We start from the raw sequence: 20,130 nt of genomic DNA, 5'->3' as shown, positions 1-20,130 counted from the left end.
TGAAATATGCGATATGCTCACCACAATATTTACTAGCGGTGAATAATCGGGGCGAATCGACCGTGGACCATTTGACGGCGCTGCGCGTATTTCGGGAAGTCGTCGAGCGCAACAGCTTTGCCGCGGCGGCGCGGCGGCTTTGCCTGTCCCCCGCCGCGGTCAGCAAGAATATCGGCGAGCTGGAAGCGCACCTGTCGACGCGGCTGCTCAACCGCACCACGCGGCGGCTGAGCCTGACCGAGGCGGGCCAGCAGTACTACACGCAGATTGCACAGATCCTCGACGACCTCGACGAGGCCGACCGCGCGCTCGGTCCGATGCAGAGCGAGCCGACCGGCACGTTGCGTGTCAGCGCGCCGATGTCGCTGACGTTGACGCAATTGGCCGATGCGATTCCGCAGTTCCTCTGTCGCTATCCGCAGCTGTCGCTTGACTTGCGGCTGGACGATCGCCGCGTCGATCTGGTCAAGGAGGGCTTCGACGTCGCGATACGAGGCACGGACAAGCTGGAGGACTCGAGCCTGGTCGCGCGCAAGCTGATGTCGATGACGCACGTGCTGTGCGGCGCGCCGGCCTATTTCGCGCGCCATGGCGTGCCCGATTCTCCCGAGGCCCTGCGCCAGCACGAATGCGTGCAGTTCAGCCTGTCCGGCCACGCGAGGCTATGGAGCTTTCGCAAGGCGGGAGGGCGGGGAGACGTCGAGGGCGGCGTCCAGGTCGACGTGCCGATCGATGGCCGCTACAAGGTCACATCGAGCCTCGCGGTGCGCGAGGCGCTGCGGGCGGGATTCGGCATCAGCCTGATTCCGCTGATCTATGTCCGCGAGGATATCGAAGCCGGGCGGTTGGTCACCGTATTGAACGAATGGACCGCCGTCGAGACGCATGTCTATGCCGTCTATCCATCCCGGCGGTATCTCAATTCGAAGGTGCGCGCCTTCGTCGACTTCTTGATCGAGACGCTCGGCTGAATGGTGGAGGACTGCCCTCCAGGCTGCCTCAAGGCTGGCGCGCGTAGCTGACGGTCAGCATTTCCCATTGGTGCCCGTCGGGCTCGTTCCAGTAGACGATGCGCCCGCCTTGCCAGGTGTCGACCGCATGATCGACGGGGCCACGGACCCTGCTGCGGTAGGCAATGCCGGCCGCCTGAATGCGCTGCAGGATGCGGTCGAATTCGTCTTCGCTGACCCGGAAGCAATAGTGAATGCGCGGAAACGGCTCGTCCCATTGATCGAAATCGAGCGTCAGGCCGTCGTTCAGGTAGACCGGGCAGAACGGCCCAATGCCGGTTTCCGACCACGGCACGCCCAGCAGCTCCGCCACTTGCTTCGCCGCCGCGATCTTGTCGCGCGCGGGCACCATCAGGTGATCCAGTTCGATCGTCATCGTGGTCTCCGTTCTGGCGCGGCACGATGGCTGCGCATCGCGCCTGCGACCCTTAACCTGCGTTCAAGGCAGCCATGCCGCGTGGGGAGGGCAAGCCGTCCTAGACTGGCTTCGTCCTGTCCGATCCCACCAGAAAAGGCTGCGCCCCATGATCCGTTTTCCTTCCTTGCGCCGGCTTTGTGCCTGCCTGGCGCTGACCGTCGCCACGCCGCTGGCGCTCGCGCAATCCGCATCCGCATCGAGCGCCGGCTACCCGGAACGGCCGATCCGCTTGCTGCTGGGCCAGGCCGCCGGAGGCGCCGTCGATACCATCGCCCGCATGCTGGCCGAACGCCTCGGCGCCACGCTGCGGCAGCCCGTGGTGGTGGAGAACCGGCCCGGTGCCGGCGCAATGATCGCGGCGGAGGCGGTGGCGCGCGCGCCGGCGGATGGCTACACGCTGGCGCTGCTGGACGAAGGCGCGCTGACCGTCAATCCGGTGCTGCAAAAGAAGATCGCCTATGACGTCGTCAAGGATTTTAGTTACCTCGGCACCGTTGCGCGTATCCCGCTGGTGATGGTGGCGCACCCGTCCCTGAACGTCGCGACGCCGGACGATTTGACGCGCTACAGCAAGGCAAATCCGTCGGCATTGAGCTATGCGTCGGCGGGCGTCGGCAGCCCGCCGCATCTGGCCTTCGAGGCCTACAAGCAACAGTCGGGCGCCGTCGTTGCGCACCTGCCCTACCGCGGCGGCGCACCCGCGCTGGCCGATGTGGTGGCCGGCCACGTGCATCTGACCTTTATCGACACCAATCTGGGCAGCCAGTATGCGAAGACCGGGCGCGTCAAGCCGATCGCGGTGTCGACGCGACAGCGCAGTCCCTTGCTGCCCGCCGTGCCGACGTTCGAGGAGGCAGGCCTGAAGGGATTCGAATTTGCCCCATGGGTCGGGGTCGTGGGCCCGGCCGGGTTGCCGGCCCCGGTGGTCGAGCGTATTACCCAGGCGCTGCAGACCGTGCTGGCGGACCGCGATTTGCTGGCACGCGTGCGAGGCAGCGGCTTCGAGCCCTTCGCCACCGGCAGCGCGGCGTTCGCGACGCTGGTCCGGCACGACCTCGAGGCGCGCCGCACGCTGATTCGCGAACGCCATATCCGGCTCGAGAACTGAGCCGTCGCCACCCCCGCGCCCCTCGTCAATCGTCAATCGTCAATCGTCGACTGCTCCCTCCCATGACCAAAACCCTGTTGCTCGATGCCGTCCCCGGCGCCAACGCCGGCGCCGATCTCGATACCTTCGTCGATGCCTGTCTGATCCTTGCCGCCCAAGGCCATGCCGCGGGCTTGGCCGGTCAGATCACGATGCGTGACGCCCAATCCGGCGGTATGGTCACGCTCGCGCTCGGCACAGGGATGGAAGAGGCCAGCCCGGCCAATGCGCTGCTGGTTGACGCGGAACTGAACACGCTGCAGGGCAAGGGCAGGGCCAATCCCGGCGTGCGCTTCCACAGCTGGATCTACCGGCACCATCCGCAGGTCAAGGCGATCGTCCATACCCACCCGCCCGCGCTGTCGGCGCTGTCGATGCTGGGCATCCCGATGCCGGTCGCGCACATGGATGCGGCGATGTTCCACGACGATTGCGGCTTCCTGGCGCACTGGCCTGGCGTGCCGACCGGAGACGACGAGGGAGGATTGATCTCGGCCGCGCTGGCCGGCCGGCGCACGGCCTTCCTGGTCAATCACGGCGCGGTTTGCACCGGGGCGACGCTGCAGGAGGCGGTCTACCTGAACGTGTTCGCCGAGCGCAACGCGCGCATGTGCCTGGATGCGCTGGCCGCCGGGTCGTTGCAGCCGGTCGATCCGGCCGCCGCCCGCGAGGCGCACGACTTCCTGTTGCAGCCTGCGATCGTCAACGCGACGTTTGCCTACTGGGCGCGCCAGGCGAAGGCCGCGTTGCGTCGCTGATCCGCCGTTGATCGGCGGCCGCTATCGCGTCGCGATACGCGCCGCCGCCGACTCGATCGCGCGGATCGCGCGGCTGACCGCCTGGGTCGGCGTCGCGCCGCTGCGGTGGATCAGCACCACATGGCGATGCAGATTGGCCCCTTCGATGGCAAGCCGGTGCAGCCCGCGCGCCTTGATGGCGATGTCGGGCAGATCGCGCGGCAGGATCGTGGTGCCGACGCCCTGCATCGCCAGGTCGAGCGAGACGCTGACCGAATTGCTCTCCACCGCGATCGACAGCGGCCCCGGCAATTCGCGTTCGATCACGCGCCGCAGCGCGTACGGCCGCGGCGGCACGATCAGCGGCCGTTGCGCCAGCGCGCTGACGCTTAGCGTTGCCGGGTTCGGTGCACCCGGCTCGCGGCTATAGGCGGCGATCTGTTCGATGCACAGCCGCCGCAGCGTCACGGTGTCGGTATCGACGGCGAGGTCGTAGACCAGCCCGATATCGGCATGGCCGCGCTCGACCCGCTCGACCACATCGGGCGAGCTGGCGTTGAACACGCCGAGCGTGATGCGCGGATGCGATGCGCGCAGCGATGCGACCACCTGCGGAACCAGATAGGCCGCCAGCGTATTGACGGTGGCGATCGTCACGCGCCCATAGCCGCCGGCCGAGGTCTGCCGCGCGACGTCCAGCGCGCTGTCCACCATGCCGAAGCCCTGATCGATCTCGCCGACCAGGCGTTCTCCCAGCGGCGTCGGCCGCATGCCGCGCCCATGCCGGTCGAACAACGGTGCCCCGAGGAAGGATTCCAGCGCGGCTACCTGCTTGCTGACGGCGGCCTGCGTGATGCCCAGCGAAGCAGAGGCGGCGCGCAGCGATCCGGCGCGCGCAACGGCGAGAAAGGTGCGAAGCAGGCGATCTTTGTCTTGCATCGAGCGGGGCGCTGAGAGTATCTGCCGGAGCACGTGCTCCGCGGCGTCTGCATTGGAATCGATTCAACCGGCGCTGTCCATCGGGGTGCGTGCTATGGTTGCGCCAACGCTCCATCGATCCATGCCTGCCGGCCAATTCCAGCTCCTCCCTTGTGCGTTGCCCGGCGTGCTCGCCGTCCAGGCCAGCTCGCGGCACCGCTTCGCCCGCCATACGCACGAACAGTTCGGCATCGGCGTGGTCGAGCGCGGCGCGCAGCGTTCGGCCAGCGGGCGCGGCGAGGTTCAGGCGGTGGCGGGGGACATCATCACCGTCAATCCCGGCGAGGTGCACGACGGCATGCCGCTGGACGAGGCCGGGCGCTCGTGGCGCATCCTGTATTTCGATCCCGAGGTCGTCGCGCCGGTCTGTCACGATGTGAGCGAAGGGGCCGCGCGGCTCGGGGAATTCCTGCAGCCGGTGCTCAGCGATCGCGCGTCGGCCGCCGTCTTCCTGCAATTGTTCGATGCGATGACCGGCGGCAATGCAGCCGATGCGGCCTTGCGCCGCGACAGCCTGCTGCTGATGCTGCTGGCGCGGACGATGGATTGCCGGCACGGCTCGCGGGTCGGCGACGGCGCCCCGGCGGCGATTGGCCATGCGCTGGCGCGGATCGACGACGACCCTTCGGTGCCCGTGTCGCTGGACGATCTCGCCAACGCCAGCGGCCTGAGCCGCTTCCAGGTGCTGCGCGCCTTTACCCGTGCCACCGGGCTGACGCCGCATGCCTATCTGGTACAGCGGCGGATCGATCTCGCCCGCCGCCTGATCGCGCAGGGCGAGCCGCTGGCCGACGCGGCGATCGGCAGCGGGTTTGCCGATCAGAGCCATATGACGCGCATCTTCGTGCGCAAGTACGGGCTGTCGCCCAGCGCCTATGCCGCCATCGCCACCGGCCGATCGTCGCGCTGATGGGCATCGTCTGAAGACCGGCTCCCGCGCCGCTGCAATTTCGTTCAAGACGCCTGCCATGCCGCCGCCTAGCCTTAGGCATCCAACGATGCGGAGGCGGCCATGTCCGACAAAACCGAAGGTTATTTCTATCTGGCGCTGGCCATGATCCTGGTCGGCAGTACTGTCATTGCCAGCAAGGTCATCGCCGCCGGGCTGCCGCCGTTTACGGCGACGGCGTTGCGCTTCGCCATCGCGTTGCCCGGTTTCCTGCTGCTGATGAAGCTGACCGGCACGCGCCTGCCGCCCATCGGCCGTGGCGACCGGCTGCTGCTGGTCCTGCAGGCCGTCGCCGGCAGCGTCGGCTATACCACCTTGCTGATCTCCGGCCTGCGGATGACATCGGCCGCGGACGCCGGCGTGATCATCGGCACGCTGCCGGTGGTATCGGCGCTGGTGTCGATCGTCGTGCTGAAGGAGCGGCCCGGTGTCGCCTTGCTGCTGGCCATTGGGTTGGCGACCGCCGGCGTGGTCGCGGTGGCGGCGCCGGGCGGAGGCGGCGACAGCGGTCGGGGCACGTGGCTCGGCAACGCGTTGGTGATGGGCGCGGTGTTCTGCGAGAGCCTGTTCATTCTGCTGAACAAGCGGCTGCGCCAACCGCTGCAGCCGCTGGCCCTGTCGACCGTGATGACGGCAATCGGTCTCGCGGCATCGATCGTGCCCGCGCTGTTCGAGGCGCCATGGCGGCATGGGTTGCCGAGCGGCGCGCTGACCGCGGTGCTGTATTACGCGCTGGTGCCGACCGTGGCGGGCTTCGTGCTGTGGTACGCGGGCTCGGCCCGCACCAGCGGCACCGAGGCCTCACTGTTCACGGCGCTGGCGCCGATATCGGCCGTCGCGATGGCGTTCCTGCTGCTGGGCGAGCCGGTCGGCGTCAGCCAACTGATCGGCATCGCTTGTGTGGTGGTGGCCGTGCTGAGCCTGGTGCTGGTCGGCAAGCGCAATCCCGGCAGGCCGCGCACGGTGGCGCGCCGGGAACGCGGGTTCGACCGCGATTGCGACCGCCGCTGCGACCGCAAGTGCGGGCTAGCGCAGCGGCCGTGAGCGCGCGGCGCCGTCCGCGGGCATATACGCCCGCGGCGTCGTGCCGAGGTAGCGGCGGAACATCGCGATAAAGCTGCTGACGCTGGCATAGCCCAGATCGATCGCAATCGTGGTGACGCTGTGGCCCGCCGCCAGGCGCTCCATCGCCGCCAGCAGCCGCATCTGCTGCCGCCACTGGACGATCGTCCATCCCGTTTCGGCCTGGAAGCGCCGCGTCAGCGTGCGGCGGCTCATGCCGATGCGTGCGGCCCAGCCATCGAGATCGGTGTTGTCGTCCGGCGCGGCTACCATCCGCGCCGCCATCCGCGCGAGGCGAGGCTCGCGCGGCATCGGCAGGAACAGCGTCTGCGCCGGCTCGCGCGCGAACGCATCGGCGAACACCGCGAGGTAGTGCTCGAGGGCCGTGCCGGTGGGCGCCTCATCGCCGGTCAGCGCCGCGAGCAGCGCGTCCAGCAGCGGCGACAGCCTTGCCACCTGACCGTGTCCGGCATCGCGGCACGGCTCCACGCGCCGTCGAAATACAGGCCGGTGCCGGCCATGCCCCCCTGCACGCTCGCGCCATGCATCATTCCCGGTGGGATCCACGCGATGCAGCGGGTCGGCATGACCCAGCGGCCGCCCTCGGTCTCGATGGCGACCACGCCGGACTGGATCGTGAACAGCTGTCCTTGTTCATGCCGATGCCGGCGGCGCTCGCGGATGCCGGCATGCGACAGCCGGCGGATTTGCTTCAGCGACACGATCGATCGAATGGTGGCCCGATTGGAATATCGCCTGGCATTCTAGCGTTAGCGGGCAAGATGGGTCGGCTCTAGACTGGCTGCATCGCCAACACCATGGAGCCATTCGATGTCATCTACCGCGCCATCCCGATCGCTTGTCCGCAACCGCGGAGGCCGCGCATGAAGCCGGAAACCATGCTGCCGGACCATATCGATACCGTGCAGGCCAACGGCATCACCGTACGCAAAGGCAGTGTCGGCGCGTTCCTGGCGAACTGGCGGGTGCTGTCCAATCCGTCGCAGTCCGACGACAGCCGTGCCGCGGCGAGGGAAGACCTGATCGCGCTGCTTCCGGCGCTGACCGCGCTGGGTCTGTTCGATGTGTTCGAGGCCCGCGATCCGCGACTGCGCGAGCTGATCGCACAAGGCCGCGACGGCGCGTGAGCGCCCGCCGCGGCCTCATGCCCGCCGGGTGCGGGATGCGGTTGCCGCTGAAGATCAGACCAGCGTCAGCCGCACGTCGATGTTGCCGCGCGTCGCGTTCGAGTACGGGCAGACCACATGGGCCTTGTCCACCAGCGCTTGCGCGGTGTCGCGCGCGACGCCGGGAATCGCGATCTGCAGTTCGACCTCGATGCCGAAGCCGGTGGGGATCTGGCCGATGCCGACGTTGCCGGTGATCGTGGTCTCGGCGGGCAGCGCGATCTTCTCGCGGCCGGCGACGAACTTCAGGGCGCCCAGGAAACAGGCCGAGTAGCCGGCGGCGAACAGTTGCTCGGGGTTGGTGCCCGGACCGCCGGCGCCGCCCAGTTCGCGCGGCGTGCTCAGCTTGACCTCGAGCGCGCCATCGGACGAGACGGCACGGCCGTCACGGCCACCGGTGGCTTGGGCTTGGGCACGGTACAGGACTTTTTCGATCGACATGGTTGGCTCCTTCAGGTTGATGGCCGGGTTGTTACTGCAACATAGTGCGCTATTACATAGCGCGCGATATAAATTCGTCAAAACAGGACGGCGTCGTTGCCCCTTGCGGCTCAGTCCGCCGCGCTTTGGGCGATCTTCGCCGTCACGCTATCGAGCTTGCGCTTCAGGCCGGTCAGTTCCTCGACGCTGCACGCCGACGCGCACAACACCGACTCCGGCACCTTGCCGGCCTGCGTCTTCAGCGCGCGGCCGGCCTTGGTCAGGCTCACGATGACCTGCCGTTCGTCCGCTGCCGCCCGTGCCCGCGACACCAGCTGCTGGGTCTCGAGGCGCTTGAGCAGCGGCGTCAGCGTGGCCGAGTCCAGATTCAGCTGCGCGCCGATTTCCGATACCGTCAAGCCGTCCCGCTCCCACAGCACCATCATCACCAGGTATTGCGGGTAGGTCAGGCCCAGCGGCCGCAACAGCTTGCGGTACAGCTTGTTCAGCGCCAGCGAGGCCGAATAGACCGAGAAGCAGAACTGCCGGTCCAGCAACAGCGCGGTGGCAGGGTCGATTCGGGAGTTGGCTGCGGCGTTCATGGAACGGAATATAGATCGTGCGCGATTGAATAGCAAGAAATTTATTTGCTGGTACCGAAACATTGTTCCAAGCGCGCATGCCAACGTCCTCGTTGTCCCCGCGCAGGCGGGGACCCAGCTGCTTCGAAAGACGCTGGATTCCCGCCTTCGCGGGAATGACTCGGTGGAATGCGAGTTCGGCCAGCGCACCTCGCTCGTCTCGATTCTCTCCCGTCAGCCCGCCACTTCCATCAGCGCATCGACCACCACGACGCCATCCGGACTCGCCATCACCGGATTCAGGTCGACCGAGCGGATCGCCCCGGCGGCGGCGTGGACCATCCTGCCGACCGCCACCGCGGTGCGGCACAGCGCGGGCATGTCCACGGCCGCTTCGCCTCGTACGCCGGCCAGCAGCGGCGCGATGCGCAGGGCCTGCAGCGCGCGGGCGACGTCGTCTTCCTCGCAGGTGGCCAGCAGTACCGCGGTGTCGCGCAGCACCTCGACATACTTGCCGCCGTCGCCGACCACCAGCACGGCGCCGAATACCGGATCCCAGTGCGCGCCGATCATGCATTCGCGCTGGCCGCGCACCATCTTCGCGACGATGACACCCTCGGCCTCGACACCCATGCCGGCCAGCGTGGCCATCTGGCGATCGAATGCCGCGACGATCGAAGCGGCGTCATTGCAGCCGAGTGCCACCAGCCCGTGTTCGCTCTTGTGCGGCACCGCGGCGGCGCAGGCCTTGACCGCGACCGGCCCGCCGAGCGCCCGCCATGCCGCCACCGCATCGTCGGCGCTGCGGCACAGGCGATGTGCGACGACGGGAACGCCGGCCTGCGCCAGCCTCGCAAGGCTGGCCGCTTCGCTCAGCGTAGCCGACGGCGACGAGACATCGAGCGCGGCCGCCGCCGGCGGTGCCGGCGGACGCGCGGCCAGCTCCGCCAGCCGCAACCGGTGCCTGCGCCACTGGCTCAGCGCCGGCAGCGCCTCGCCGGCATTGGCATAGACCGGTACGCCGCGCTGCCGGAACGGGGCCGCCACGCCCTGCTGCCAGGCCGCTACCACGATCGGCTTGCCGCTGGTATCGGCAAAGGCCGCGGCATCGGCGGCGAAGCGTTCGATGTCGTAGCCCATGCCGGCCACCGGGATATCGAGCAGCACCATGTCTGCCGCCGCGTCGCCGGCGATCACCGGCAACACATCGCCGAACAGCGCGCTATTGGTCAGCAGCGCGGCGGTCACGTCGACCGGATTGGCGGTGGCGGCGAAGCCGGGCAGGCGCTCGGCCAGCGCGGACTGGGTCTGCGCGGCCAGCGGGGCCATCGACAGTCCGCAGGATTCGGCGGCATCGGCCGCCATCACGCAACTGGCGCCGGAATTGCTGACCACCACCAGGCCACGGCCTTGCGGGCGCCAATCGCGCAGATACAGCGGCGCGCAGCGCGCCAGTGCATGGGCGTCGTCGACGCGCCAGATGCCGTGATGCGCGAGAAACGCATCGACGGCGCGATCCTCGTTGGCCAGCGCGCCGGTGTGCGAGGCCGCGGCGCGTTGGCCCGCGCTGGTGCGCCCGGCCTTGATCGCGACGATCGGCACGCCGCGCGCCCGCGCCACGGCGGCGGCCTGCGCCAGCGTGGCCGGATCGGTCAGCGTCTCCAGATACAGCAGCATCAGCCGCACGTCATCATCGTGCGCGACGGCGAGCGCCAGGTCGCTGACGGTGACGTCGGCCTGGTTGCCGGTGGCATGCATGTGCCGCACGCCGATGCCCTGGTGGCGCAGCAGGCCGTAGACCATCGCGCCCATGCCGCCGCTCTGGCTGATCACCGCGACCGGGCCATCCTGCGGCGGTACTTCGATGAACATCGTCGAGAAGCTGGCGATCGCGCCGCTGCCGAAGTTGGCCAGGCCCTGGCTGTTGGGGCCCACCATGCGCAGGTCTCCCGCGCGCGCGATATCGACCATCTTCTGCTGCTGGCGCCGGCCTTCCTCGCCCGCTTCGCCGAAGCCCGAAGCGATCACGATGGCCGCCGCCACGCCCAGCCGCGCGCAATCGGCGACCGCCTGCACCGCCGCGTCGCCCGCGACCACGACGATGGCAAGTTCCGGCGCTTCCGGCAGCGCGTCGAGCGACGCGTAGCTGCGCAGGCCCTGGATCTTGTCGCGCTGCGGGTTGATCGGATACAGCGTGCCGCGGTAGCCGTGCTGCTGCATGTAGTGGATCGGCCGGCCGCCGATCTTGTGGATATGGTCCGAGGCGCCGATCACCGCGATCGATCGCGGCGTCAGCAGGGCCTGCAGGCCGCGGGGGAGGGAAGCTGCCATGTCGTTTTCCTGTCAGTCCAATGGGTAAGGCCGAGCGATGGATAAGGCGGAGCGATGGATAAGGCGGAGCGATGAGCCAATCAATGGAAGGTCAGTCGATCGTCGCCCCGGACGTCTTGACCACGCCGGCCCATTTGTCGATCTCGGCGCCGAGGAAACGGCCCGTGGCGTCGGGCGACGTCCATTCCGCGCCGAAGCCCTGCGTGGCGAAACGCGAGCGGACCTCGGCATCGTCGAGTACGGTACGCAGCGTCTTGCTCAGTGTGTCGATCACCGGAGCCGGCGTGCCGGCCGGCGCCAGCAGCGCGTTCCATGCGGTGGCCTCGTAGCCGGCCAGGCCGGACTCGGCAATCGTCGGCACATCGGGCGCCGCGGGCGAGCGCTTGCTGCTCGTCACGGCCAGCGCCTTGAGCTTGCCGTCGCGCACGAACGGCATTGCCGACAGCATCGTGTCGAACATCACCGTGGCCTGACCGCCGATCACATCGGTCAGCGCTGGCGCGCTGCCCTTGTACGGCACGTGGGTCATGCGCACGCCGGCCATCGCGTTGAACAGCTCGGCCGACAGATGGGTCGATTGGCCATTGCCGGAACTGGCAAAGGTGACCTGACCGGGCTTGGCCTTGGCCAGCGCGATCAATTCGGCGACATTGCGCGCCGGCGTCGACGGCGCGGTCACCAGCACCAGCGGTCCGCGCGTCAGCAGGCTGACCGGCGCGAAGTCGCGGCGCGTGTCGTAGCCCGGCTTGCGGAACAGCGTCATGTTGATCGCGTGCGCGGTGGTGGCGACCAGCACGGTGTAGCCGTCGGGCGCGGCCTTGGCGACGGCCTCGGCGCCGATGTTGCCGCCGGCGCCTGGCCGGTTCTCGACGACCACCGGTTGCCCGAGCCGCTCGCCAAGCTTCTGCCCCACCACGCGCGCGACGATGTCGGTGGGCCCGCCCGGCGGATAGGGCACCACCATCCGGATCGGTTTTGCGGGCCAGGTTTCCGCATGGCCAGGCCGCGGCAACACGGCGCACAGGGTGCCAAGCGCGAGCATCGACAGCAGGGCGCGCAACGCATGCCGCCTATGCCGCATGGATAGGGAAAACGAAGGGGCGAGCGCGGCCCGCCGATGCTGCTGATTCGGCTGCATAGGTGTCTCCATGTGGTTGTTGTGCTGTGCGGGGAATCCCGCCGGCGAATCACTGCCCGCCATTCCGACCGCCATTCCGACCGCTATTCCGGACCGCTATTCCGGACCGCTATTCCGGACCGCTATTCCAAGCCGCTATTCCAAGCCGCTATTCCCGCTGGAATCGCAACAGCGTGCGCTCGCCATGCCGGAAAAAGCCCGCGCGTACACGGTCGCCGATTGCCACGCCGGCCTCCGCATGGCCCATCACGCGGGGCCCTTCATCGAGCGTGGCCAGCACCAGCGTGTAGGGGACCAGCGCGCGGAAGCTGTCGTCCGGCGCGCGCGCGACCTCTGTCACCGCATAGACGGTCGCTGCGCCGGCGGCATCGCGCCACGCGAGCCGGACGCTGCCGCAGCGCTGGCAGGCATGGCGCTCCAGCGATTGGGCCGTGCCACAGTCGCCGCAGGACTGATAGCGAACGCGGCCGGCTTCCAGACCCGCGGTATAGGGATGACGCCCCTGGGGCAGGACGTCATCGGCGGAATTGGCTGAGCTCGGCATCACAGGGCCTCCAGCACCAGGCTGACATGGGAAGACAGCACGCCGCCATCGGCATGGAACAGCGCGCGGCGACGCGGACGGATCTGGCGGTCCCCGGCACGCCCCGCGAGCTGCCGGGTCGCCTCGGCCAGATGCATCAGCCCGCCCGCGACGCCTGAGTGGCCGAACGCCAGCAGGCCGCCATGGGTATTGAGCGGCAGCGCGCCATCGATATCGAAGTCGCCGGCCAGCAGCCGCGCATGCGCGCCGCCGCGCGGCGCCACGCCGATCTCTTCGAGCAGCATCAGCAGCGTGATGGTGAACGAGTCGTAGATCGCCAGATAGTCGAGCCGGTCGACACCGATGCCGGCCTCGGCGAGCGCACGCGTGGCCGCGTCGCCGGCGCCGGTCGTCATCACGCTGTCGATCGCGCACAGATGCTGATGGCGGTGCGCCTGCCCCGCGCCGGTGATCCGTACCGGCTGGCCGGACCCCGGTTCCGCCGACACCACCAGCGCCACCGCGCCGTCAGAGATCGGACAGCAGTCCGACAGCAGCAGCGGCGTCGCCACCGGCTTGGCGGCGCAGGCGGCGGCCGCGCTCAACGGTTCGCGCAGATGCGCATCGGGATGCGCGGCCGCATGCTTGCGCATCAGCACGGCGAAGTCCGCCAGGGCGTCGCGCGGCAGGCCGGTCTCCATCAGATAGCGCGACGCCAGCAGCGCGTAGTACGCCGGCACCGAGGCGCCGTTTGGCACCTCGACCTGCGGCTCGCCGACCTGGGCCAGCGTCTGCACCGACTGGTCGCGGCTCTGCCCGCTCAGGCGGTTCTCGCCGGCCACGACCAGCACATGGCGGCAGCGGCCGGCGCTCACCAGCTCGCGCGCCAGCATCGCCATCGCTCCGCCGGTGGCCCCGCCGGCGGCCATGCCGTGCGCATAGGCGGGTTGCAGAGACGCATATTCGCAGAAGCGGTCGGCCAGCATCAGATGCGGCAACGTGGTCGCGTAACCGCACAGCACGCCGTCGATGTCGGCGCGCGACAGCTCGGCTTCCGCCAGCGCGGCGTCGGCGGCCTGCGCCATCAGCGTCAGCGGCGTGCCGCCGGGCAGCCTGCCGAAGCGGGTATTGCCGGCGCCGCGCAACCAGGCGGCGCGTTGCGTCGATTCGCTCATGTCCGGCCCATGTCAGCGCTTCAGCAGCGGGCACTTCGACTTCGACGGCGGGATGAACGCCTGGTCGCCGGGCACCGTGGCGAGGACCTTGTAGTAGTCCCACGGATACTTCGATTCGGCCTGCGTCTTCACCTCGAACAGGTACATGTCGTGCACCATGCGTCCGTCTTCCCGGATACGGCCGTTGGACGTGAAGAAGTCCTGGATCGGCATCGCCTTCATCTGCTTCATCACCGCGGCGGTCTCGTCGGTGCCGGCGGCCTGCACCGCCTTCAGATAGTGCATCACCGACGAATAGACGCCGGCCTGGCTCATGTTCGGCATCTTCTTGAGCTTGTCGAAATAGCGGCGCGACCATTTGCGGGTGGCGTCGTTCATGTCCCAATAGAACGCCTCGGTCAGCACCAGGCCCGCCGCGGTCTTCAGCCCGATCGCGTGGATGTCGTTGATATAGAGCAGCAGGCCGGCCAGCTTCTGCTTGTTGTCGCGCGTCAGGCCGAACTCGTGCGCGGCCTTGATCGCGTTGACGGAGTCCCCGCCCGCGTTGGCAAGGCCCACGACCTGCGCCTTGCTGGCCTGCGCCTGCAGCAGATAGGAGGCGAAGTCGCTGGCGCCGATCGGATGGCGCGCGGCGCCGAGCACCTTGCCGCCGGTTTCGTTGACCACGGTGGTGGCCGAGTCCTGCAGCGTGTGGCCGAAGGCGTAGTCGGCGGTCAGGAAATACCAGCTCTTGCCGCCGCGCTGGACCATCGCGCGCGCGGTGGTATTGGCGAGCGCATAGGTGTCATAGGCGTAGTGCACCGAGATCGGCGTGCACAGATCGTTGGTCAGCCGCTCGGTGCCGGGGCCCGAGAACACCACGATGCGGTTCTTCTGCTTGGCGACTTCCAGCACGGCGAGCGCGGGCGCGGACGCCGCGACATCGAGGATCGCGTCGACGCGGTCCGTGTCGAACCATTCGCGTGCCTTGTTGGCGGCGATGTCGGCCTTGTTCTGATGGTCTGCGACCACCAGCTCGATCTTGCGGCCCAGCACCTTGCCGCCGAAATCGTCGATCGCCATCTGCGCCGCGGTGGCGCTGCCGCGGCCCGTCACATCGGCGTAGAGGCCGCTCATGTCGAGGATCAGGCCGACCTTGACCAGATCGTCGGAGAGGGCCGCTTTCGGCTGGGCCTGGGCATAGGCGGCGCCGCCGAGCGCCAGGGCGCCGCTGCCGAGCATCGCGGCCAGCGTGCGGGAAACGAGGCCGGCAATGCGCCGGCGTGCGGGAAATGGCTTCATGTCGTGGGTCTCCTCCGGATCGTTGGTGTCGCCGCCCAGTGTCGCCGCTCAGACGGTGGCGATCGGTGTGGTGGGCGAACCGACCGCCCCGGGCAGGCGCAGCGGCGGCGCCGTCAGCATGAAGCGGGTGCGGCCATGCTCGCGCAGCCATTGCGCCAGCTCGCGCAGATACCAGAGCTCGCCTAGCGGCAAGCCAAGCTTGAACAGGCAGTGTTGATGCAGTGGCAGCAGCGGATGCGGACCCGGACCGCTTGGCGGTTGCGCCGGATAGCGCTCCACCGCGTAGTTGTCGGCGATCAGCGCGGCAATGCCGGCATCGGTGATCCACTGCAGCAGCTTGTCGTCGCGCCCGTTCAGCGCGCTGCAGCTGTGGTGCAGCACGTTCTCGTCGGGTTCGCGCTGCATCGACAACACCACCTCGGCAAAACCGGTGCGCAGCAGCAGCATGTCGCCGCGCTCGACCTCGACCCGGTCCGCTTCCATCGCGCGCATCAGCTCGTCGTAGCCGATATCGCGGAGGTCGGTGCCGTAGCAGTGCGCCAGATCGACCAGCACGCCGCGGCCCTGCATGCCCTTGACGGCGAAATTTTCGATGCCGAGAGCGCGCGCCTCGCTGTGTTCGTGATTGCAGCCGTGCGCGGCGAAATGATCGTCGTCGGCGTAGTCGACCGGCCCGACGATATGTTCGTTGGCGCGATAGCCGTTGTAATAGACCCGCTCGGCGCGGCCGTCGCCGTCGGCATCGAACAGCGCGCCGACGTGCGCCAGCGAATCCCATTGCGTCGAATATTGCAGCGACAGCAGCACCTGGTCGTCGCTGATCACGTCGGTGGCCGCTGGGTCGACCTTGGCCAGCGGGAAGTTGACGTAGGGCAGGTCGTCGCGGAAGGTGGGCCGCAGCACCGGCGGATGGCGGCGCGGATTGAGCTTGTTGCCGCCGGGATAGTCCAGCGGCAGCGACAGGCAGAAGCTCAGGCCGGCCTGGACCTCCTGCGCGGCCTTGCGTACCTGCTCGGCGCCGATCAGATTGAGCCGCCCGATCTGATCGTCCGGGCCGAAGTCGCCCCAGGTCGAACCGTCGGGACGTTGTTTCCAGCGCATGCCTGATGTCTCCATGTCGGTGGTCCTCCTTGTTGTTGTTCGGGATGTCCTTTGCGTGGCCGGCGTTTGCGGCGGCAGCCCGCCGGCATTGCGGGGCGGACTCGATTACGGCGTATCGGCTGGCGACAGCGCGGCAGCCGCCGTGCGCGCGGCGGCGCCACGGTGCGGCCAGCGGTCGGGCTGCGACGCCTCGATGGCGCCCAGATGGGCGACGATGCCGTCAGCCTCACGCCGCAGCGCCTTGGCCATCGCGGCCTCCCGTTCGGTGATGCGCTCGTTCAGCGCGGCGATGCTCAACGCCCCGAGCGGATAACCGTCGGGCCCGGGCAAGGCGATCGCGATGCCGCCCATGCGCTCGACGACCACATCGAGCAGCACCGCATAGCCACGCTCGCGCGTCGCCTCGACATGGCGCAACAGCGCCCCCGTGCTCAGCCGCGGATAGCGCTTGAGCGCCGGCGCTACGCAGCGCAGTACCGCATCGATTTCGTCGTCGGGAAGGGCGGCCAGCAAGGCCAGGCTACCGGCGCCGACGCCGAGCGGGCGGCGGCTGCCGATATCGAGATAGTTGGCGCGGATCGGGAAATTGCCGAAGCGCAGCTCGGTGCAGACCGATTCCCAGCCGCTCGGCACCGACAGGATTGCGGTGTCCTCGAACGCGCAGGCGAGGCGGATCAGCGCCGGACGGGCCAGGGGCCGCATGTCGAGGCGCCGCAGCGCGGCAGCGCGCAGCACCAGCCATTCCGGCCCGGGACTGAAGGCCTTGGTGGCCGGGTCGCGCGACACCAGGCCCTCGGCGGCCAGCGTGTCGAGCAGACGCAGCGCCGACGCCTTGTCGACGCCCGACGCCTGCGCCAGGTCGGTCAGCCGCGTATTACGCGGATCCGACAGCGCCCGTAGCAGCTGGCAAGCCTTGCGCAGCGACGATCCCTGCGTCGTCATCCGGCCGTCTCCCTGTTCTGGTCATTTCGCGGAATGAAACCGCAGATGCCGTTATAGGGCGACTACAGGGCTGCGTCATTTTGCGACGCATCAAAGTTTCGCGGCGTGAAACTCGATTGGCGGACTCGCAACGACGTCCGGGCGATGTGTCGGCCGTGTTCGCTTTACCGGACATTCGCCGGCAGCGGCGGAGAAATGTCTGGAATTCCGTATCCGAAGAAAGCTGGCTGGAATCATCAGGCGCAACAGCGGGCCGCGGGCTCGACGGCAACACCTATCCCGCAAACACCGGCTCATCCCGATCGACCTTCGCCGCGGCCAGCAGCGCGTTCAGTTCGGGCACGCACGAACCGCAATTGCCGCCGGCCTTGACGCAGGCGGTGATCTCGGCCGCGCTGCGCAGGCCGTGCTGGCGGATCGCGTCGCAGATGGTATTGCGGCCCACGCCGAAGCAGGAGCAGACCGTCGGGCCGGCATCGACGCCGGGTTGGGCCGCCTGGCCGATCAGCAGGCCGATGCGGTCCTCGTCATCGAGCAGGCTCTTGGCGAACAGGCTGCCGAGCCAGGCCCGAGCCGGCAGCAGGTCGGACCGCGTCGAGACATAGACGCAGGCCTGCACCTTGTCGTCGACGACCAGGGCGGCGTGGTAGATGCCGGCGGAACGGTCCTCGCACTCGAGCCAGTCGGCCTCTGGATCAGCCGCGCCGAGCAACTGGCGCGCCCAGGCCGCACGATCGCCGACTGATTCTCGGCCTGCGAATTCGTAGCGCTCGAACCGTTGGCCCGTCACGCGGGTCCACCAGGTCAGCGCACCGCAGTCGAGCCGCTCGCGCGTCAGCGCGAAGCCGTGCCACGAGACCGGAAACGGATCGACGCGCACCGGCGTGTGCTTGAACTCGGGCTCGCCGGACACTGGATCGACCACCGGATTGACCAGCGCGCCGACGCGCGCATCGGAGCTGAACTGTCCGTTCCAGTGGATCGGCACAAAGACGCTGCCGCGCGGGATGCCGCCGCCATGGCGCACGCGCACCACCATCGCGCCCCAGCGGGTCGACACCCGCGCGAGCCGGCCTTCGCCGACGCCGCACAGCAGCGCGTCCTGCGGATGCATGTCGACGAAGGGCTCGGGCAGGTGTTCGGCCAGCCGCGCCGACATGCCGGTGCGGGTCATCGTGTGCCACTGGTCGCGCACGCGGCCGGTGTTCAGGATCAGCGGGTAGTCCTCGTCGGTCGCGTGGACCGGCTTGCGCGGCGCGGTGGCGACGAAGCGGGCGCGCCGATCCGGGTGCGAGAAGCCACCTTCGCCGAACAGGCGCGCGGTGCCGCCACCGTCCCCGAGCACCGGCCATTGCACCGGTTGCAGCGCGTCGTAGCCTTGTGCGTCGAGGCCGGCGAGGCCGCCGATGTCGAAGGCGCGCGGGACCACATCGTCGCTGCCGACGTCGCTGTGGTTGCCGCCCTGGTTCCGATACGCCGACAGCCGCGCATGCTCGTCGAAGATCTCGCGCGGCGAACCGTAGTCGAAGCCGGCAAAGCCCATGCGGCGCGCCACCTGGCAGACGATCCACCAGTCGGCCCGGGCCTCGCCCGGTGCGGGCAGGAAGGCGCGCTGGCGCGAGATGCGGCGCTCGGAGTTGGTCACCGTGCCGTCCTTCTCGCCCCAGCCCAGCGCCGGCAGCAGGATGTGCGCGCTGTCGTTGGTATCGGTGCGGGTCACGATGTCCGACGCGATCACCAGTTCGCAACGCTGCAGCGCGCGGCGAGCCTGGTCGGCGTCGGGCAGGCTGACCACCGGATTGGTGGCCATGACCCACACCGCCTTGATGCGGCCCTGCTCGATCGCCTCGAATAGTTCGACCGCCTTCAGCCCCGGGCGGTCGGCGATGGCCGGAGCAGCCCAGAAGGTCTGCACCAGCTCGCGATGGCGCGGCTCGGCCAGCTCCAGATGCGCGGCCAGCATGTTGGCCAGGCCGCCGACCTCGCGCCCGCCCATCGCGTTCGGCTGGCCGGTCAGCGAGAACGGGCCCATGCCGGGTTGGCCGATGCGGCCGGTCAGCAGGTGGCAGTTGATGATGCTGTTGACCTTGTCGGTGCCCGCGGACGATTGGTTGACGCCCTGAGAGTACGCGGTCACGACGCGCGGCGTGCCGGCAAACCATTGGTAGAAGGTCAGCAGGTCGGCCGGATCGATCTTGCAGGCACGGGCGACGGCCGCCAGATCGGCCTCGCCCGCGGCGGCCTGCAGTGCGGCCGCGAGCGCGTCGTCGCCATCGGTATGCGCCTGCACGAACTGCGCATCGGCCACGCCTTCGCGGTGCAGATACTGCAACAGGCCGTTGAACAGCCAGACATCGGTGCCCGGCCGTACCGGCAGGTGCAGGTCGGCCAGATCGCAGGTGGCGGTGCGGCGCGGATCGATCACCACCAGCTTCATCCGCGGGCGTTCCGCCTTGGCCCTGGCCAGCCGCTGGAACAGGATCGGATGGCACCACGCCGTGTTCGAGCCGACCAGCACCACCAGATCGGCGAGCTCCAGGTCTTCGTAGCAGCCCGGCACGACGTCCTCGCCGAAGGCGCGCTTGTGGCCGGCCACCGCCGACGACATGCACAGCCGCGAGTTGGTATCGATGTTGGCCGTGCCGATGAAGCCCTTCATCAGCTTGTTGGCGACGTAGTAGTCCTCGGTCAGCAGTTGCCCGGAAACATAGAGGGCGACCGACTCCGGACCGTGGCGGGCGATGATGTCGCGCAGGCCCGAAGCCGCGCGGTCCAGCGCCTCGTCCCACGACGCCCGCCGCAACGCGCCGTCGGCCTCACGCAATTGCGGATGCAGCAGGCGGTCGTTCAGGTCGACGGTTTCGGCCAGCGCCGAGCCCTTGACGCACAGCCGTCCCGCGTTGGCGGGATGCGATGGATCGCCGGAGACCTCGACGGTGCCGTCGGCGTGCCGCTGCGCGCGAACGCCGCAGCCGACGCCGCAGTAGGGGCAGGTCGTCTGCACGCTCGCCACCGGCTTGGACCGCGCCGCGGCGTCTTCGGCGATAGCGACTGGAATATCGGAGAGTTTCACACCTTGCCCCTTGCTACTGGATTCCATGTTGGCGCCGTGATGTCACATTCGTGCCCGTGCACGCGGGGACGACGACG

At 68.7% G+C, this 20,130-nt stretch carries 20 protein-coding genes; 6 read left to right on the top strand and 14 right to left on the bottom strand.

The annotated features are described in order from the left end of the window. The first annotated feature begins 62 nt into the window (after positions 1–62). Complete coding sequence (locus M1D55_RS07900; RefSeq protein WP_023263290.1) at positions 63–971, top strand: LysR family transcriptional regulator; 909 nt, start codon at positions 63–65, stop codon at positions 969–971. 28 nt (positions 972–999) lie between these two features. Here M1D55_RS07900 and M1D55_RS07895 read toward each other — a convergent pair whose 3' ends face one another. Continuing rightward, entirely contained in the window at positions 1,000–1,386 is a 387-nt protein-coding gene (locus M1D55_RS07895) for a VOC family protein (RefSeq protein WP_006576665.1), read from the bottom strand. Between the two features lie 148 nt (positions 1,387–1,534). Between M1D55_RS07895 and M1D55_RS07890 the strand changes: the two genes are divergently transcribed. Then, positions 1,535–2,536 carry a tripartite tricarboxylate transporter substrate-binding protein gene (locus M1D55_RS07890; RefSeq protein WP_456280593.1) on the top strand — a complete coding sequence of 334 codons (1,002 nt, stop codon included), beginning with the start codon at positions 1,535–1,537 and terminating at the stop codon, positions 2,534–2,536. A 62-nt stretch (positions 2,537–2,598) separates the two neighbouring features. Then, positions 2,599–3,333 (top strand): aldolase, encoded by a 735-nt coding sequence (locus M1D55_RS07885; RefSeq protein WP_232204490.1) that lies wholly within the window; start codon positions 2,599–2,601, stop codon positions 3,331–3,333. A gap of 21 nt (positions 3,334–3,354) precedes the next feature. On the opposite strand, the gene M1D55_RS07880 is transcribed toward M1D55_RS07885, so the two are convergent. Then, positions 3,355–4,251: a LysR family transcriptional regulator gene (locus tag M1D55_RS07880; protein WP_456280592.1), complete on the bottom strand. Its 897-nt coding sequence runs from the start codon at positions 4,249–4,251 to the stop codon at positions 3,355–3,357. A gap of 121 nt (positions 4,252–4,372) precedes the next feature. Between M1D55_RS07880 and M1D55_RS07875 the strand changes: the two genes are divergently transcribed. Beyond that, the gene (locus tag M1D55_RS07875) at positions 4,373–5,200 is read left to right on the top strand and encodes an AraC family transcriptional regulator (RefSeq protein WP_456280591.1); all 828 of its coding nucleotides are present in this window, start codon (positions 4,373–4,375) and stop codon (positions 5,198–5,200) included. Positions 5,201–5,302: 102 nt separating this feature from the next. Continuing rightward, on the top strand, positions 5,303–6,283 hold the full coding sequence (locus M1D55_RS07870; protein ID WP_456280590.1) for a DMT family transporter: 981 nt from the start codon (positions 5,303–5,305) through the stop codon (positions 6,281–6,283). On the opposite strand, the gene M1D55_RS07865 is transcribed toward M1D55_RS07870, so the two are convergent. Both M1D55_RS07865 and M1D55_RS07860 read right to left on the bottom strand, forming a co-directional pair. Further along, on the bottom strand, positions 6,266–6,757 hold the full coding sequence (locus tag M1D55_RS07865) for a helix-turn-helix transcriptional regulator (protein ID WP_456280589.1): 492 nt from the start codon (positions 6,755–6,757) through the stop codon (positions 6,266–6,268). The genes M1D55_RS07870 and M1D55_RS07865 overlap by 18 nt on opposite strands. After that, positions 6,712–7,023: an AraC family ligand binding domain-containing protein gene (locus tag M1D55_RS07860; RefSeq protein WP_456280588.1), complete on the bottom strand. Its 312-nt coding sequence runs from the start codon at positions 7,021–7,023 to the stop codon at positions 6,712–6,714. Before M1D55_RS07860 ends, M1D55_RS07865 begins: the two co-directional genes overlap by 46 nt. A gap of 162 nt (positions 7,024–7,185) precedes the next feature. Between M1D55_RS07860 and M1D55_RS07855 the strand changes: the two genes are divergently transcribed. Then, positions 7,186–7,449 carry a hypothetical protein gene (locus M1D55_RS07855; protein WP_456280587.1) on the top strand — a complete coding sequence of 88 codons (264 nt, stop codon included), beginning with the start codon at positions 7,186–7,188 and terminating at the stop codon, positions 7,447–7,449. 54 nt (positions 7,450–7,503) lie between these two features. Here M1D55_RS07855 and M1D55_RS07850 read toward each other — a convergent pair whose 3' ends face one another. The 10 genes from M1D55_RS07850 to M1D55_RS07805 all read right to left on the bottom strand — a co-directional run bounded on the left by M1D55_RS07850 (position 7,504) and on the right by M1D55_RS07805 (position 20,053). Then, on the bottom strand, positions 7,504–7,929 hold the full coding sequence (locus M1D55_RS07850; protein ID WP_006576673.1) for an organic hydroperoxide resistance protein: 426 nt from the start codon (positions 7,927–7,929) through the stop codon (positions 7,504–7,506). 110 nt (positions 7,930–8,039) lie between these two features. After that, positions 8,040–8,510, bottom strand: a complete 471-nt coding sequence (locus M1D55_RS07845) for a MarR family winged helix-turn-helix transcriptional regulator (RefSeq protein ID WP_006576674.1) — start codon at positions 8,508–8,510, stop codon at positions 8,040–8,042. A gap of 213 nt (positions 8,511–8,723) precedes the next feature. Then, positions 8,724–10,820, bottom strand: a complete 2,097-nt coding sequence (locus M1D55_RS07840) for an acetate--CoA ligase family protein (RefSeq protein WP_456280586.1) — start codon at positions 10,818–10,820, stop codon at positions 8,724–8,726. Positions 10,821–10,911: 91 nt separating this feature from the next. Beyond that, positions 10,912–11,862, bottom strand: coding sequence for a tripartite tricarboxylate transporter substrate binding protein (locus M1D55_RS07835; protein WP_456281327.1), 951 nt, complete (start codon positions 11,860–11,862; stop codon positions 10,912–10,914). A gap of 244 nt (positions 11,863–12,106) precedes the next feature. After that, positions 12,107–12,502: a Zn-ribbon domain-containing OB-fold protein gene (locus M1D55_RS07830; RefSeq protein WP_006576288.1), complete on the bottom strand. Its 396-nt coding sequence runs from the start codon at positions 12,500–12,502 to the stop codon at positions 12,107–12,109. Continuing rightward, a complete protein-coding gene (locus tag M1D55_RS07825; RefSeq protein ID WP_456280585.1) occupies positions 12,502–13,656 on the bottom strand; it encodes a thiolase family protein in 1,155 nt (384 codons plus the stop codon). Before M1D55_RS07825 ends, M1D55_RS07830 begins: the two co-directional genes overlap by 1 nt. 12 nt (positions 13,657–13,668) lie before the next feature. Beyond that, positions 13,669–14,877 (bottom strand): ABC transporter substrate-binding protein, encoded by a 1,209-nt coding sequence (locus M1D55_RS07820; RefSeq protein WP_064576395.1) that lies wholly within the window; start codon positions 14,875–14,877, stop codon positions 13,669–13,671. 108 nt (positions 14,878–14,985) lie between these two features. Then, positions 14,986–16,038 (bottom strand): cyclase family protein, encoded by a 1,053-nt coding sequence (locus M1D55_RS07815; protein ID WP_456280584.1) that lies wholly within the window; start codon positions 16,036–16,038, stop codon positions 14,986–14,988. Between the two features lie 105 nt (positions 16,039–16,143). After that, positions 16,144–16,980 (bottom strand): IclR family transcriptional regulator, encoded by an 837-nt coding sequence (locus M1D55_RS07810; RefSeq protein ID WP_232204506.1) that lies wholly within the window; start codon positions 16,978–16,980, stop codon positions 16,144–16,146. 274 nt (positions 16,981–17,254) lie between these two features. Continuing rightward, entirely contained in the window at positions 17,255–20,053 is a 2,799-nt protein-coding gene (locus M1D55_RS07805; RefSeq protein WP_456281326.1) for a molybdopterin-dependent oxidoreductase, read from the bottom strand. Between the last annotated feature and the right edge of the window lie 77 nt (positions 20,054–20,130).

The sequence above is a fragment of the Cupriavidus sp. JZ107 genome (assembly GCF_053903255.1).
This window is presented reverse-complemented; position numbering and strand designations above follow the sequence as displayed.

Coding starts and splice junctions, on each gene's coding strand:
- M1D55_RS07835 (WP_456281327.1), bottom strand. CDS start 11,862: ATGCTCGCGCTTGGCACCCTGTGCGCCGTGTTGCCGCGGCCTGGCCAT.
- M1D55_RS07885 (WP_232204490.1), top strand. CDS start 2,599: ATGACCAAAACCCTGTTGCTCGATGCCGTCCCCGGCGCCAACGCCGGC.
- M1D55_RS07840 (WP_456280586.1), bottom strand. CDS start 10,820: ATGGCAGCTTCCCTCCCCCGCGGCCTGCAGGCCCTGCTGACGCCGCGA.
- M1D55_RS07825 (WP_456280585.1), bottom strand. CDS start 13,656: ATGAGCGAATCGACGCAACGCGCCGCCTGGTTGCGCGGCGCCGGCAAT.
- M1D55_RS07870 (WP_456280590.1), top strand. CDS start 5,303: ATGTCCGACAAAACCGAAGGTTATTTCTATCTGGCGCTGGCCATGATC.
- M1D55_RS07875 (WP_456280591.1), top strand. CDS start 4,373: ATGCCTGCCGGCCAATTCCAGCTCCTCCCTTGTGCGTTGCCCGGCGTG.
- M1D55_RS07810 (WP_232204506.1), bottom strand. CDS start 16,980: ATGACGACGCAGGGATCGTCGCTGCGCAAGGCTTGCCAGCTGCTACGG.
- M1D55_RS07880 (WP_456280592.1), bottom strand. CDS start 4,251: ATGCAAGACAAAGATCGCCTGCTTCGCACCTTTCTCGCCGTTGCGCGC.
- M1D55_RS07845 (WP_006576674.1), bottom strand. CDS start 8,510: ATGAACGCCGCAGCCAACTCCCGAATCGACCCTGCCACCGCGCTGTTG.
- M1D55_RS07855 (WP_456280587.1), top strand. CDS start 7,186: ATGAAGCCGGAAACCATGCTGCCGGACCATATCGATACCGTGCAGGCC.
- M1D55_RS07890 (WP_456280593.1), top strand. CDS start 1,535: ATGATCCGTTTTCCTTCCTTGCGCCGGCTTTGTGCCTGCCTGGCGCTG.
- M1D55_RS07830 (WP_006576288.1), bottom strand. CDS start 12,502: ATGCCGAGCTCAGCCAATTCCGCCGATGACGTCCTGCCCCAGGGGCGT.
- M1D55_RS07820 (WP_064576395.1), bottom strand. CDS start 14,877: ATGCTCGGCAGCGGCGCCCTGGCGCTCGGCGGCGCCGCCTATGCCCAG.
- M1D55_RS07815 (WP_456280584.1), bottom strand. CDS start 16,038: ATGCGCTGGAAACAACGTCCCGACGGTTCGACCTGGGGCGACTTCGGC.
- M1D55_RS07895 (WP_006576665.1), bottom strand. CDS start 1,386: ATGACGATCGAACTGGATCACCTGATGGTGCCCGCGCGCGACAAGATC.
- M1D55_RS07850 (WP_006576673.1), bottom strand. CDS start 7,929: ATGTCGATCGAAAAAGTCCTGTACCGTGCCCAAGCCCAAGCCACCGGT.